This is a genomic window from Oligella ureolytica DSM 18253, from assembly GCF_000373745.1.
Lineage (GTDB): Bacteria > Pseudomonadota > Gammaproteobacteria > Burkholderiales > Burkholderiaceae_B > Oligella > Oligella ureolytica.
In genome coordinates, this window is the sequence record NZ_KB892280.1 from 25,217 (window position 1) to 40,155 (window position 14,939).

General features: G+C 45.5%; 12 protein-coding genes. 10 read left to right on the plus strand and 2 right to left on the minus strand.

The annotated features are described in order from the left end of the window. Position 1 precedes the first annotated feature (1 nt). Positions 2-874, plus strand: coding sequence for a protease HtpX (htpX, locus tag B092_RS0100805; protein WP_018573343.1), 873 nt, complete (start codon positions 2-4; stop codon positions 872-874). A gap of 88 nt (positions 875-962) precedes the next feature. Here htpX and polA read toward each other — a convergent pair whose 3' ends face one another. Then, positions 963-3,689: a DNA polymerase I gene (gene polA / locus B092_RS0100810; RefSeq protein WP_018573344.1), complete on the minus strand. Its 2,727-nt coding sequence runs from the start codon at positions 3,687-3,689 to the stop codon at positions 963-965. On the opposite strand from polA, the gene B092_RS0100815 reads away from it, so the two are divergent. Further along, positions 3,688-4,455, plus strand: a complete 768-nt coding sequence (locus B092_RS0100815; protein ID WP_018573345.1) for an LOG family protein — start codon at positions 3,688-3,690, stop codon at positions 4,453-4,455. The two genes, polA and B092_RS0100815, sit on opposite strands and share 2 nt — an antisense overlap. A 102-nt stretch (positions 4,456-4,557) precedes the next feature. On the opposite strand, the gene B092_RS0100820 is transcribed toward B092_RS0100815, so the two are convergent. After that, positions 4,558-4,899, minus strand: coding sequence for a hypothetical protein (locus tag B092_RS0100820; protein WP_147277856.1), 342 nt, complete (start codon positions 4,897-4,899; stop codon positions 4,558-4,560). Between the two features lie 172 nt (positions 4,900-5,071). On the opposite strand from B092_RS0100820, the gene leuS reads away from it, so the two are divergent. From leuS to B092_RS0100860, 8 genes are all read left to right on the plus strand, one after another. After that, positions 5,072-7,735, plus strand: coding sequence for a leucine--tRNA ligase (leuS, locus tag B092_RS0100825; protein ID WP_018573347.1), 2,664 nt, complete (start codon positions 5,072-5,074; stop codon positions 7,733-7,735). A 2-nt stretch (positions 7,736-7,737) separates the two neighbouring features. Beyond that, on the plus strand, positions 7,738-8,313 hold the full coding sequence (locus B092_RS0100830; protein WP_018573348.1) for an LPS-assembly lipoprotein LptE: 576 nt from the start codon (positions 7,738-7,740) through the stop codon (positions 8,311-8,313). Next, on the plus strand, positions 8,313-9,347 hold the full coding sequence (gene holA / locus B092_RS0100835; protein WP_018573349.1) for a DNA polymerase III subunit delta: 1,035 nt from the start codon (positions 8,313-8,315) through the stop codon (positions 9,345-9,347). Before B092_RS0100830 ends, holA begins: the two co-directional genes overlap by 1 nt. A 47-nt stretch (positions 9,348-9,394) precedes the next feature. Beyond that, a complete protein-coding gene (locus B092_RS0100840; RefSeq protein ID WP_018573350.1) occupies positions 9,395-10,714 on the plus strand; it encodes a glutamate-5-semialdehyde dehydrogenase in 1,320 nt (439 codons plus the stop codon). A 15-nt stretch (positions 10,715-10,729) separates the two neighbouring features. Continuing rightward, the gene (locus B092_RS0100845; RefSeq protein ID WP_018573351.1) at positions 10,730-11,149 is read left to right on the plus strand and encodes a CopD family protein; all 420 of its coding nucleotides are present in this window, start codon (positions 10,730-10,732) and stop codon (positions 11,147-11,149) included. Positions 11,150-11,163: 14 nt separating this feature from the next. Continuing rightward, complete coding sequence (locus B092_RS0100850) at positions 11,164-12,849, plus strand: THUMP domain-containing class I SAM-dependent RNA methyltransferase (protein ID WP_018573352.1); 1,686 nt, start codon at positions 11,164-11,166, stop codon at positions 12,847-12,849. Positions 12,850-12,863: 14 nt separating this feature from the next. After that, positions 12,864-13,391 carry an RDD family protein gene (locus B092_RS0100855; RefSeq protein WP_018573353.1) on the plus strand — a complete coding sequence of 176 codons (528 nt, stop codon included), beginning with the start codon at positions 12,864-12,866 and terminating at the stop codon, positions 13,389-13,391. Between the two features lie 100 nt (positions 13,392-13,491). Beyond that, a complete protein-coding gene (locus tag B092_RS0100860) occupies positions 13,492-14,853 on the plus strand; it encodes an AMP-binding protein (RefSeq protein WP_018573354.1) in 1,362 nt (453 codons plus the stop codon). Positions 14,854-14,939: the final 86 nt, after the last annotated feature.

Consider the following 14,939-nt stretch of genomic DNA (forward strand, 5'->3'; position numbering starts at 1 on the left):
CATGATGCGCATTATTTTGTTCTTAGCTACCAACTTTGCTGTTATTTTGGTGCTATCAATTACGACCCGTATTTTCGGTTTAAACAACTGGCTTACCGCACAAGGCATCGACTACAACTCGTTGCTTATTTTTGCCTTAATCGTTGGTTTCACCGGCTCAATCATTTCCTTACTGATGAGCAAACCTATCGCTAAAATGAGCACCAGAGCCCATGTCATCGACCCCAATAATCCGGCTAATTACCAAGAAGCCTGGTTGATAGAAACAGTATCGCAATTTGCGCAGCGCGCAGGCATTGGCATGCCCGAAGTGGCTATTTATGAGGGTGCTCCAAACGCCTTTGCTACCGGCGCCTTTAAAAACGACGCACTGGTTGCCGTGTCTACCGGCCTATTACAGAGCATGTCGGAAGAAGAAGTTGCTGCCGTCTTGGGCCACGAAATAGCTCACGTCGCCAACGGCGACATGATCACCATGACCCTAATCCAAGGCGTCGTAAATACCTTTGTTATTTTCTTAGCTCGTGTTGTTGGATACGCCATCGATCGTGCTGTATTTAAAAACGAACGAGAAGGTATGGGTCCGGGTTACTTCATCACTGTTATCGTGTTAGAAATCATCTTTGGCGTGTTCGCTTCGATGATCGTCGCTTGGTTTTCGCGCCAGCGTGAGTTCAGAGCAGACGCCGGTGCCGCTCAACTCATGGGCACTCCCAGCTCCATGATTAAAGCGCTTCAACGCTTACAGCAACTGCAATCAGGCGAATTACCAAAAAACATCCAAGCCTTAGGCATTTCCAATGGTCAAAAGCTGGCTCAACTTTTTGCTACACACCCGCCATTAGAAGTACGCATTCATGCCTTAAGTAAATAATTTATTAAGGCACAAAGTTAAAAACACCGTTTCATAAATAAATGAAACGGTGTTTTGCGTTTAGTTTATAGTGAGAGTACCTATCTTATTATTCAGCGTCACTCCAATTATCGCCTACGGCCACTTCTGCCACCAAAGGCACACTTAGCTCAGCGACATTGGTCATCAATTCAGGTAAAGCCTGACGCATTAACTCCTTCTCAAATTCCGGCACTTCGAGCACAAGCTCATCGTGAACCTGCATAATCATGCGTGACTGCAGCTTTTTCTCATCAATGAAATTCTGCACCGCCACCATCGCCATTTTGATTAAATCAGCGGCAGTACCCTGCATCGGCGCGTTAATCGCCTGTCGCTCAGCGTTTGCCTTGCGTGGCCCTTTAGCGCCTTGAATTTCGGTAAACCACAAGCGACGGCCAAACGCAGTTTCTACAAAGCCATTATCAGTCGCTTCTTTTTTGATACGATCCATGTAATCTGCCACTCCCGGGTAGCGAGCAAAATAACGATCGATATACACTTTTGCCGCATCACGCGTAATATCCAGATTTTTTGCCAGGCCAAAAACACCCATACCGTAAATCAAACCAAAGTTAATCGCTTTAGCCGAATAACGCTGCTCAGCAGTGACGTTTTCGATCGCATCGACTGAAAAAATTTCAGCAGCCGTACTGCGGTGAATATCCTGACCCTCAGCAAAGGCCTGACGCAACCCCTTATCTCCGGAGATATGCGCCATGACTCGTAATTCAATTTGGGAATAGTCAGCTGCTAAAATCACCTTCCCGGGCTCAGCAACAAACGCACGACGAATGCGTCTCCCCTCTTCCGTTCGTACCGGGATATTTTGCAAATTAGGCTCGGAGGAAGATAAACGCCCCGTCACCACGGAGGCTTGCGAATAACTTGTATGAACTCTACCCGTGGCTGGCCAAACCATCGCCGGCAACTTATCGGTATAGGTTGACTTCAATTTAGCTAAGCTACGATATTCCAAAATCAGCTTAGGTAGGCGAAAATCTTCTGCTAGTTTATTAAGTGTTTCTTCGTCCGTAGACGGCGCGCCCTTGGGCGTTTTCTTAATAATAGGCAATTCCATTTTTTCAAACAGAATCGCTCCAAGCTGTCGCGGTGAATTTAAATTAAACGGTTCACCAACAATGTCATGGGCTTCTTTTTCGAGCTCCTCTAAGCGCGTGGCAAACACTCGACTCTGCTCCAACAACGCTTTTTCATCGATCTTGACCCCATTACGCTCAATGGTTGTCAACACCGGAGACACCTTCATTTCTAACTGATAAATTCGGTTAAAGCCTTCTTCTGCCGCGATCAACGGTGCCATCACTTGATATAACTGCAATGTCACATCAGCATCTTCACACGCATACTCTGAGGCTTGCTCAATAGGCACCTGATCAAAGGTAATAGCCGATGCTCCTTTACCACAAATTTCTTCGTAACTGATACCGCTACGACCAAGATAGCGCTGCATTAACTCTTCCATACCGACACGCTTAGAAGAGTCCAACACATAGCCCATAAGCATAGTGTCATGCTCAACACCCCGTAAGGTAACTCCTTCATTAGCTAACACATGCGCATCAAATTTAGCATTTTGTAATACCTTAGCTGCTTTTTCGTTTTCCAACCAAGGACGCAACCGCTCTAAAACAACCTGCTTATCCAACTGCTCATCTAACATCGAACCACTATGACCGACCGGCACATACCATGCCTGACCCGGCTTTACTGAGACCGACAACCCAACAAGACGCGCGCCCATGGAGTAAAGACCATCGGTTTCTGTATCTAAAGCAACAAGCTCCGCTGACTCCAACACTTTAATAAGGTCTTTTAACTGCTCTTCAGTCGTCACTGTTTGATAATCAATGTCAGTCGGTGCCTCAGGTATTGCGGCAACCTCCACTCGCCCATCCTGCTCCGGAATAGCGTCAGGATCGCCGGTCAACTCGCGTAACCAGGTACGAAAACCATATTTTTGAAAGATATCAATCAGGGTGTCTTTATCTTGACTCAGTGGACGCAAATCATCCGGAGAATCAATTTCTTCGGGCAAGTTACAATCTTGCTTAATGGTAACTAAACGACGAGTCATCTCAAAATTTGGGATAAATTCACGCAAATTTTTGCCGGCGACCCCTTTGATCTCGTCAGCATGAGCAATCAGATTCTCTAAAGTGCCATATTCTTCCAACCACTTCGCGGCAGTCTTGGGACCTACTTTAGGCACGCCGGGAATATTATCAGACGTATCACCCATTAACATGAGGTAATCAATAATTTGCTCCGGTTTCACACCATAGCGTGCTTTGACACCATCAATATCCATCAAGTGATTACTCATGGTATCAATCAACGTAACCCTTTCATTGACTAACTGAGCCATGTCCTTATCACCCGTAGAGATAACTGATTCAATACCATGCTCAGTCGCCTTTTTGGCCAGAGTCGCAATCACATCATCCGCCTCAACCCCTTCAACAGCAATCACAGTCCACCCCATAGCACGTATGGCATCATGAATTGGTTTTATCTGAGAGCGCAAATCATCAGGCATTGGTGGACGATTGCCTTTATACTCTTTATAGATATCGTCCCTAAACGTTTTGCCTTTCGCATCAAACACGCAAGCCATATAATCGGGATTATAATCTTGGTTTATTTTACGCATCATGTTCATCACCCCATAAAGCGCCCCCGTAGGCTCGCCCAAGGCATTTCGCAAATTAGGCATAGCGAAAAATGCACGATATAAGTAACTTGAACCATCAACAAGCAATAAGGTTTTTTTCATGTTAACCAATAAAGAAAAATTAACTGTAGACGATGATCTTACAGTAGAAGACAACACAAACGACAGCAAAACAATTAGTCGTCAAGAAATGAAGCAAGTAGAAGCCTCAAAGGCCAACACAATCAAGGGGCAAATTTCAGAAATCTCTGAAGAGCTGGCCACAGCAGCTCAGCACCTGGTTGATCTCAAAAAAGCAGTTAGTATATTTGGCAGTGCTCGCACCCCGCGCAACTCGTTTTACTATAACAAAACAATCGAAATCAGTAAATTGCTCGCCGAGGCCGGTTTCAGCATTATTTCCGGCGGCGGCCCCGGCATCATGGAGGCGGCCAATAAGGGATGCTTTGAAGCAGGTGGTCACAGTGTCGGTCTCAACATCAAATTACCTCACGAGCAGAGCGACAACGGCTACCAATCCGATAGCCTGTATTTTAAATACTTCGTATCTCGCAAAACAACTTTCTTTATGAATAGCTCGGCCTACATCATGATGCCGGGCGGCTTTGGTACGATGGATGAGGTTTTTGAAACCCTCACGTTAATCCAAACAGGCAAAGCGCATTATGCGCCCATTGTTTTTGTCGGTCGTGAGTTCTGGGGCGGTTTAGTGGATTGGATCAAAGATCAGCTACTGGGCTGTAGCTATATCACTGAAGCCAACCTCGATCTATTTATCATTGAGGATGATCCGCACAAGATCTTACAATACATCCAAGAAAAGCATGAAGAACATTGCTTTGATGACAACTGCTTTGGCTTAAAATAACTTGCTTAATACAGACGGCTTGGACAAACAGCCTAACAACTCGACCACACCTTAAGCTGCGAAACAAGCAAAGAGCAGCTTAAGGAATGTCATAACGTGATATCAATCACTTTTTTCATCCTCGGCATCAGCCGGTGGACGGCAAGTAACATGCACCGATCGCGCTTGACCTCCCTGCCGCTTTAACTCGGCTTTGAGCTGCTCACTAACATAACGCTCTCTGGCAATATCCACATCCACCACCACGCCTTCATACTCAGCACAAGCCGCGCGCATACGCTCTTGGCACGCATCACCCTGTTCTGTACAAGTCACCTCAAAATGTATATCTCCCTCGGTATACATAGGTGTAGTCCGGCAGGCACTAAGCGCTAAAGCTAAGATAGCAGCAAAAGAAATAAGAGAAAATGTTTGGGCACGGTGCGTCTTCATAGGTTTAAGCAATGATTTTCCTAGCCCCTAGTTATGATTAAATCTCAGCTCAATCAGGGGTATAATGGAGCGTTTACATCAAGAATAAAAATAGTATCCTTAGAAAAGCAACAATAACTCACGATCACTTTTTTTATTCTAATAAACTCTAATTTTTATCACTATTATCTTTAGAAGTCTATCTATGCAAGAACAATATCATTCTTCTGTTGTTGAGAAAGAAGCACAGAAAATTTGGCGAGAACAAGACGTTTATCGTGTCGTAGAAGGTGCCAAAAATGCCGACGGTGAAGAAAAGCCAAAGTACTATGCATGTTCCATGCTGCCTTACCCAAGCGGCAAGCTACACATGGGCCACGTCAGAAACTACACGATCAATGATGTGATGACGCGTCAGCTCAGAATGCGCGGCTACAATGTCTTAATGCCAATGGGATGGGATGCCTTTGGTATGCCGGCAGAAAATGCGGCAATCAAATCTAAGGTGCCGCCTGCAAAGTGGACTTATGACAACATTGCTTATATGAAAAAGCAAATGAACTCCATGGGATTGGCTATTGATTGGTCACGCGAGATGTGTGCCTGCGATCCCCAATACTATCGTTGGAACCAATGGCTCTTTCTAAAGATGTTGGATAAGGGTATTGCTTATCGCAAAACCCAGACTGTTAACTGGGATCCGGTAGATCAAACCGTTTTGGCCAACGAGCAAGTCATTGAGGGACGCGGTTGGCGTTCAGGCGCTCTGGTTGAAAAGCGCGAAATCCCCGGCTATTACTTACGTATTACAGACTATGCCGAAGAGCTCTTGGATTACACTCAAAACCACTTAGAGGGTTGGCCGGAGCGAGTCCGCCTCATGCAAGAAAACTGGATCGGTCGCAGTGAAGGTGTACGTTTTGCCTTTACGCATGACATTCATGATGCCGATGACCAGCTTATCCAAGACGGCCGTATGTATGTATTTACCACGCGTGCTGATACGATCATGGGCGTTACTTTCTGTGCTGTTGCGCCTGAGCACCCCATCGCTACCGAAGCTGCCCGTCGTGATAAAAAAGTAGCCGCTTTTATTAAAGAAGCGATTAAGGGTGGTACCAGCGAAGCAGATTTAGCGACCAAAGATAAGGAAGGTATCGCTACTGGTCTTTATGTGACTCACCCGATTACCGGCCAACAAATTGAAGTCTGGGTCGGTAACTACGTTTTAATGACTTATGGTGATGGTGCTGTCATGGCTGTACCCGGTCATGATGAGCGCGACTTTGCCTTTGCCCTTAAGTACAAATTACCCATTATTCAAGTGGTTGATATTAATGGTCAAAGCTATTCTGACCAAGAGTGGCAAGACTGGTATGGTGACAAAGAAAACGGCAAACTTATCAACTCCGCTCAATACGACGGATTGAGCTCATCAGAAGCCATCGACAAAGTCGCTCACTTTATGGTTGAAAAGCAATTAGGCGAGAAAAAAGTCACTTGGCGTATCCGCGACTGGGGCATTTCTCGTCAGCGCTATTGGGGTACTCCTATCCCTATCATTCATTGCCCTGATTGCGGCCCGGTGCCTGTACCTGAAAAGGCTCTGCCCGTGGTGCTGCCGGAGCATCTAATTCCTGATGGCAGTGGCAACCCACTCAATAAGTGCGAAGAGTTCCTTCATACTCAATGCCCTTCTTGTGGAGCCGATGCTCGTCGCGAGACCGACACCATGGATACCTTTGTTGATTCATCATGGTATTTTATGCGCTATGCTTCTGCTAACAACAACGAGGCGATGGTCGATGAGCGCAACAACTACTGGATGCCGATGGACCAGTATATTGGTGGTATTGAGCATGCCGTCATGCACTTGCTTTATGCCCGATTCTGGACCAAGGCAATGCGCGATATGGGTCTTTTAAACTACGATGAGCCATTTGTAAAATTGCTGTGTCAGGGCATGGTTCTAAATCATATTTACTCTCGCCGTAACGAACTTGGCGGTATCGAGTATTTTGCCCCGAGTGAAGTAGATAACATTCTTGACAGCAAAGGCAATATCATCGGCGCTAAGCTTAAAGCCGATGGTTCCGAGATTCAATACAATGGCATTGGCACAATGTCCAAATCCAAAAACAATGGTATTGATCCTCAGCAGTTAATTGATCAAATGGGTGCTGATACTGCTCGTTTATTTGTTATGTTTACCAGCCCACCGGAGCAGACCTTAGAGTGGTCTGGTAGTGGTGTAGACGGCTCAAACCGTTTCTTACGTCGCCTGTGGAGTTATTGCTTTAAGCATCAGGAGCAAATCCGCCAGGGTCAGGATAATTTCGACTGGTCTTCTGCTGAAGGGCTAGATAAAGCCATTCGAGATCTTCGCCTAGAGACTCACGCTTTATTAAAGCAAGCCAACTACGACTACAACCGCATCCAATACAATACGGTCGTTTCGGCCAATATGAAGCTGCTAAACGTCCTTGAAGCAACGAAGCTTCCCGAAGGTGATGTCGCCAATCACGCTATTCGTGAATCTGTCTCTATTATGTTGCGTATGCTCTACCCGGTAGTACCTCACATTACTTGGTACATCTGGCGTGAACTTGGCTTTGTTGATGTTTATGGTGATCTGCTTGACGCCCCTTGGCCTGAGGTGGATGAAAATGCCTTAATCGCTGATGAAGTTGAATTAGTTCTTCAAGTCAACGGCAAGCTTCGAGGTGCGATTACAATCCCTAACGATGCAGATAAAGAGTATATTGAAGCCACGGCAAGAGCACATGAAGCGGTTGAGCGCTTTCTTGACGGTCGTCCTATCAAACGCGTGATCATAGTCCCTGGTCGCCTCGTTAACGTGGTTGGTTAGTTATGATACTTAATAAGGTATTTGCTGCAAACAGCACAACACAGCACTCTAAATTACAGCAATACGCTGTGTTATTATTGCTTTTATTGATCGTAGTGAGTCTTACTGCGTGTGGTTTTAAGTTGCGTGGCGCAACACCGCTACCATTTAACTCTCTCTATACAAACATCAACAGCCAAAGCCCTTTTGGGGCACAAATCATTCGAGGCATTAGAGCTAACTCACCCAATACTCGAATTGTTGACGAAGCAAGTGAGGCTGAAGTACGCCTAGTTCAGATTTATAACCGACGCACTCGCAAGGAAATGTCCTTGACTATCGATGGTAAGGTTGAAGAATACGAATTGGGTCTCTATGTCAGCTTTACCTTAGTCGACCAGGCCGGCAATACCTTATTAGCACCGACGACCTTATCAAACTTGCGTCTATTACCTTATGATGAAGACAACTCAGCTGCAAAAGCAGCTGAAATGCAGCAACTTTATACTGATATGGAGCGAAATATCGCCACCTCGATATTGCAACGCATTACGTCTGACGATGTCATTCAGCGCTATCATCAGTTACGTGGAAATTAATGACTAATATCAACCTTGACACGATCGATCGTCAACAAGCGCCTGCGCCACTATATTGCATCGTTGGTGATGAATTGCTGTTGAGAATTGAAGCAGTTGATACACTTAGGCAATGGGCTTATGAACATGACTACTCAGAGCGCAGTTCATTAAGCCTCACTGCCACTGACGATTGGGGCGTGATTGAAGAATTCACCCAAAGTTTATCTCTATTTGCCGAGCGCAAGTTATTAGAGTTAGTCATTCCCAGTGGCAAACCCGGACGCAAAGGTGGCGATGCGTTAATCTTATTAGCTGAACAAGCCAAACAGGGGCAGCTTCTTGATACGATTGTTGTCATCAGCCTGCCTGAGCTTGATTGGCAAACAAAAAAAACCAAATGGTGGCAAAGCCTTTCAACTGCTGCGCAGGTAGTTGAGTTGCCCAAAATTACGCGCGAACAACTACCCAGCTGGATTAGCCAACGACTCAAGCGACAAAAGCAGTCAGTTGATAGAGAAACACTTCATTGGATTGTTGACAAGGTGGAAGGTAATTTATTTGCTGCTCACCAAGAAATTCTTAAACTGGGTCTTAGCTACCCGGAAGGCAATATCACTTTTGAAGCGATTCAGCAATCCATACAAGATGTTGCGCGTTATGACGTGATGTCGCTAATGTCTGCTATGCTTGAAGGTGACGCTAAACGTACTCGTAAAATTCTTGAAGGTCTTGAAGCGGAAGGTGAAGCCCTCCCTCCTCTTCTTGGCTTTATGATGATTGATATTCGTCATTTGTACAATCTAGCTGTCGCACGCCAAAAAGGACTAAACCCTCAGGGACAGATGCGCTCAATGTACATAAGAGCACCCAAATCAGATTTGCTTTTGGCGGCGCTTAATCGCCTAAGCTTCATGCAAATCATGGGGATTATACAGCACGCTCATGATGTCGATCGCATCCTCAAGGGTATGCCGGTTGAGGGTCGCTTAAATGACCCATGGCAAGAATTACTACGATTAAGTCTTAAAATAATCGACCCCAACTCACTATAAGCGTTTTAATGTTTAATGCTTAATAATTAATACTTTTTAATATCGCTATGAATACTACACAGTCGACGCTCACTTCTGAGCTATCCTTACAAGATTATTTGCAGCAGTTAGGTCACCGGGCTCGTGAAGCTTCACGCATCCTAATGCGCACCACCGATCAGCAAAAATCAGCCGCTTTACTCAGTTTGGCAGATTTAATCAATCGCAATAAAGAGTTTTTACTCGCTGAAAACGCAAAAGATTTAGCAAACGCCAAAGAAAAAAACTTAGATGCACCGCTGCTCGATCGCTTAGCCTTAAGTGACAAGTATTTAGATATTATGCAGACCGGCCTGCGTCAGATTGCTGCCATGCCCGCACCTATTGGCTCATTGTCAGCGACCAGCGTTCGTCCTAATGGCATGAAGTTGGCACAAATGCGTGTACCGATCGGAGTCATCGGTATTATTTACGAGTCACGCCCTAATGTAACAGTTGACGCAGCCGCACTATGTTTAAAATCAGGTAATGCGTGTATTTTACGCGGTGGCAGTGAGGCTTTTTACTCTAACCAAGCGTTTGCCAAGCTTATTTCAGAAAGCCTAAAACTCAATGGGCTGCCAGACTCTGCGGTACAGGTCATTGAAACCACCGATCGCGAGGCCGTCAGTGAATTAGTACGTTTAACCGATTATGTCGATGTGATTATTCCTCGCGGCGGCAAGTCCTTATTATCACGTTTAGCCAAAGATGCTCGTGTCCCAATGATTATGCACTTAGAAGGCAACTGTCATATGCATATTGATGAGTTTGCCGATATCGACATGGCCATTGAAACTGCCTTTCACGCAAAAACCCACCGCTACGGTATTTGTGGTTCACTAGAAACCTTATTGGTGGATCAAGCCGTGGCTGAACAAGTGCTCCCCGAACTTGGCAAGCGTTTCCAAGCACATGGTGATGAAATGCGTGTTTGTCCTAAAACAAAAGCTATTTTAGCCAGTACAGGCCTACAGTCTAATGAGCAAGCTGCCATCAAGGACGCCACGGATGAAGATTGGGAAACCGAGTTTTTAGGACCGATTATTGCGATCCGCATTGTTGACTCACTTGAAGAGGCCATTGACCACATCGCACAATACAGCTCAGGCCATACCGAGTCAATTATTACTAACAATATTCAGCGCGCTGAGCAATTCCAACTCTGGGTCGATTCCAGCTCCGTTTACGTCAACCTACCAACGGTCTTTGCTGATGGCTTTGAATATGGCCTAGGAGCTGAAATCGGTATTTCAACCAACCGTTTACATACTCGTGGCCCGGTTGGCCTAGAAGGACTAACCACTTACAAATGGGTAGTCCATGGCAATGGTCAAAAACGCGGTTAATATGAGAGGTTAGTAATGAGTTATCTTTGGTACAAGGTTCTACATATTGTCTTCTTCGCTTCATGGTTTGCCGGATTGTTTTATTTACCCCGTATTTATGTCAATATGGCGCAACTATCATTTGGCTCTGAAGGCTACACGCTTCTGTTAGGCATGGCTAAGCGTTTATTACGCTTTATGACCATCATTGCCATCGTCAACCTAGTGTTTGGATTATTACTAATTAGTAAAATCGGAATCCTTCATGGCTGGCTACACTTTAAATTACTGTTAGTGTTTTTTGTTTTTATTTATCATTACTCCTGTTACGCCATATATAAGCGCTTCGAAAACGGCACTAATAACAAAACACATTCTTTTTACCGTTGGTACAATGAAATCCCAGTGGTACTTATGCTTGTCATTGTTTATTTAGTTATTTTCAAACCTTTTTAAAATAACTCACCACTATGTCAGAACAAGATTCTTCAAAAAGAAGCACTTTAAAATTAAATCCCAGTACTAAAAAAAGTGCTTCCAACTCACGTAAAGCCACGCCGGTACGTACGGGCCCTCGTGCCCGCCGTCTTGAGCAATCCGCTTACGAACATGGCCAAGGCAAGATCTCAGCACGAACTTTAGCTCGCACCGGTGTCAGTATCGATAAGCTTAAAGAAGATAAAAATCTCTCTTATCGACTGTCTAAAACAGGCATGACTGAACAACGCTTAGCCAAGCAAGCAGCAGAAAGAGAAGCGGCTAGACCTCAGCGCGATAGGCCTAGCGTCCCGTCAGATGCATGGAATCCACGCCGTCGTGATGACTCGCGTGATAGTACGCATGGCGCGCGAGGTGGGCGCGATAATTTGCGCCACGATCCTCATTACCGTGCGGATTCACGCAGTCCGTCTCGCCACCAAGCCAAAGACAGCAGACGCAGCGCACCACGCTTAGACCCTAGACCTAGCCGCCCCGCACCACAAGGGCTTAACTACAACCCTGACAATCCTCAGCAAGCAGCGACAGTCTTTGCAACATGCCCTCAAGGTTTAGAAGAGGTTCTTACCCAAGAATTAAAGCATCTTGGCTTCGCAGAGGTAGAAAGCAGTCGCTCAGGGGTTTATTTTAAGACAGACATGCTAGGCGTCATGAAAGCAAACTTATATAGTCGCTTAGCGACTCGTATTTTGCTTCAAGTTGCTCAAGCTGAAGTTCATAGCGAAGACGATATTTATCAATTAGCGCTTGCCACCGCATGGGAGCATTATTTTGGTCCGGAGCATACCCTACGCGTAGACACTTCCGCCATCAGAAGTCCTATGCAAAGCCTGCACTTTTGCAACTTAAAAGCAAAAGACGGTATCGTCGACCGTATTCGTGACATCGAAGGTGAACGCCCTTCCATTGATACGGTACGCCCCGACGCTAAAGTACATATGTTCCTTTATAGGGATCAGGCCACCCTGTATTTAGACACCTCCGGGGAGTCCTTATTCAAACGTGGTTGGCGTTTAGACAAAGGCTCCGCTCCACTGCGTGAAAACTTAGCTGCCGGCATGTTGGCACTCGCCGGTTGGGAACCAGGTCAAACACTACTCGACCCATTTTGTGGCAGCGGTACGATACTGATTGAAGCCGCGTGGTGGGCTCAAAATGTACCTCCCGGACTACACCGCTCTTTCCAGTTTATGCGCTTAAGAAACCATCAAAAGCAGCTTTGGCACGATCTAAGAGATGAAGCGTTTGCCAATATCAAACCAAGCTTAGATACGCCACTTTTCGGCTCCGACATTTCTCCGGCCGCGATTGAAGCTGCTCGTGCCAACATGGAAAGAGCAAACATCAATGCCAGCAGTATCCACTTTGAAGTCAGCAATGTGCTTGACATAGAAGCGCCGGCAGAGAGCGGTATTATTATTACTAACCCACCCTATGGCGAGCGCTTAGATACTGGGCAAGATTCTATTTGGCACCCTTTATCAGGCCACCTCAAAAAAGAATTTGATGGCTGGCGCGTCAACATCATCACCAGCGATCTCGAACTGCCTAAGAAAATGCGCTTAAAAGCACAGCGTCGCATTCCACTCTATAACGGCAATCTGGAAACTCGCATGTTTGTATTTGACATGGTGCGCGCAAGCTTTCGAGAACAATAAACTTAGTAAGTAAAATGACTCAAGAAGAAACAAAACAGTTCACTGCAAAAAGTGGACAATTCGGTCACCCGACACGTTTAAAAGTTTTTGCCAGTATGATGTACGAGGGTATGTTGTTGCTCGGCTTATGCTTCACAGGCGCCTACATTTTTGATTCCTTGACCCAAAGTCATGATGCCGACCGATTTATGTGGCAACGCCAATTAGTACTCTTTCTGTTGGTCGGCTTATATTTTATCATTTGTTGGCGCAAACAAGGTCAAACATTACCTATGAAGACATGGGATATTCTTATGCGCAGTAAACTCGGCAAGCAAATTACTTGGAAGCAACTCATAGGACGCTACTTATTAATGTGGGTTTTACCGCTCCTAGGCGCTTTTATAGTTTATCTGGTTGCGACAGCGATGGACTGGATGTCCATCAATCTATTTATTGTGTTTTGCCCATTTTTAAACCTAGTGCCTACCCTCTTTAGAAACGATCGCCAAATGCTACACGACGTCCTTGTTGGTACGGAACTCGTCAACTTTAAAAAATAGGGACTGGATTAATATCCTAAAAATGTTAAAATTAGGCTATTCTTGCCGAAATGTTACAAAACTATCGACATTTCACAGTAATTAATTCACTTCTTATACTATGACTGATCAATACCAAGACCTATACCAGTCTTATCGATGGTTGGTGCCACAGCACTTTAACATTGCCGATTATTGTTGCCACCGCTGGGCTGCCAACCCTCAAGAAGTGCGCCAACAAGCCGCCATTTTCTTTGAGGACCAGGTGGGTCAACTGACGATGTACTCTTATCGTCAACTCTCTGAGCGTGTCAATAAACTAGCCAATGGCCTGGTGCGCATGGGTGTACAGCCCCAAGACCGTATTATTATTACACTACAGCACTCAGCCGATAGTGCAGTCGCTACACTGGCTGCACTAACCGTAGGCGCTATTGTAGTACCCTTAACTGCCGGTCTTAGCAGCTATCAATATGCTCCGCGTGTTGTTGACAGCCAAGCCAAAGTGGCCATTATTGATAAGCATACCCTAGCGCCATTTATGGCGTCGCTCGACAATCAAACCCTAGTTAAGCAAATCATCGGCGTCGATACACAAGATGAGCGTATGATTGCCCTAGAAACATTATTAGCTCGTCAACCGAGCCAATTTACAGCAGTCAACACCGCCTCGGATAGTCCGGCGATCATGGTATACCCACAGCCGGAACCAAGTACCGAGCCTTTGGATCGCAAAATCAAAAATGACATTCCCTTTGATCCGGATCTCAAAGCAACCATCTTGACACATCGTAGCTTAATCGGTGCGTTACCTGGCTTTGTGGCTTCCCAAGACTGGTTCCCAAAGAAAAATGATGTCTTCTGGTCATCCTATGACTGGAATAGTGGTCCCGGGTTAATCAACTCATTATTACCGGCTTTATATTTTGGCCACTCAATTGTGGGCTGTCCGGCCGGTCGTACGATTCCACGGTTATTCACGCTATTAGAGCATTATCAGATCAGCAATATACTGACAACCGCTGATGAGTTAGAACGTATTCGTGAGTATACTGAACCACTTCCGGAATTCGAGCTGTCAATCCGCTGCATTACCATTCCTGAACATCAAAAGACCACTGAGCTTCAAGCATGGGTCAAAGAACGCTTCAATGCTTCTCTCAACGGTGTTTACTCGGATGTCGGTTTTGTTTACCTGGCAGGCGACAGCGCACATAAATGGCCAGATCGCCCAGACAGTATGGGACATGTATTTCCGGGACGTCGCTACAGCATTATTGACGATGAAGGCATGCCTGTGAGTAGTGGCACTAAGGGTTTATTAGCAGTCGCTGCCATTGATTACCACGGTCACGATGACCCTGGCTTAGCGACTCACTATTGGCAACAAGCCCAAATTCATGAAATTGAAACCATTGACGGATGGTACAGTACCGGCATTAATGCATATCAAGACGATGATGGCTATATCTTCCGCGTTTAATCTCTCACGAAGTTGTCGCAGTTGTTAATTTAATTCGTTGTTTAGCTCGTCACTTAAGCAGTCTTTTAAGATCATTTATCAATTTC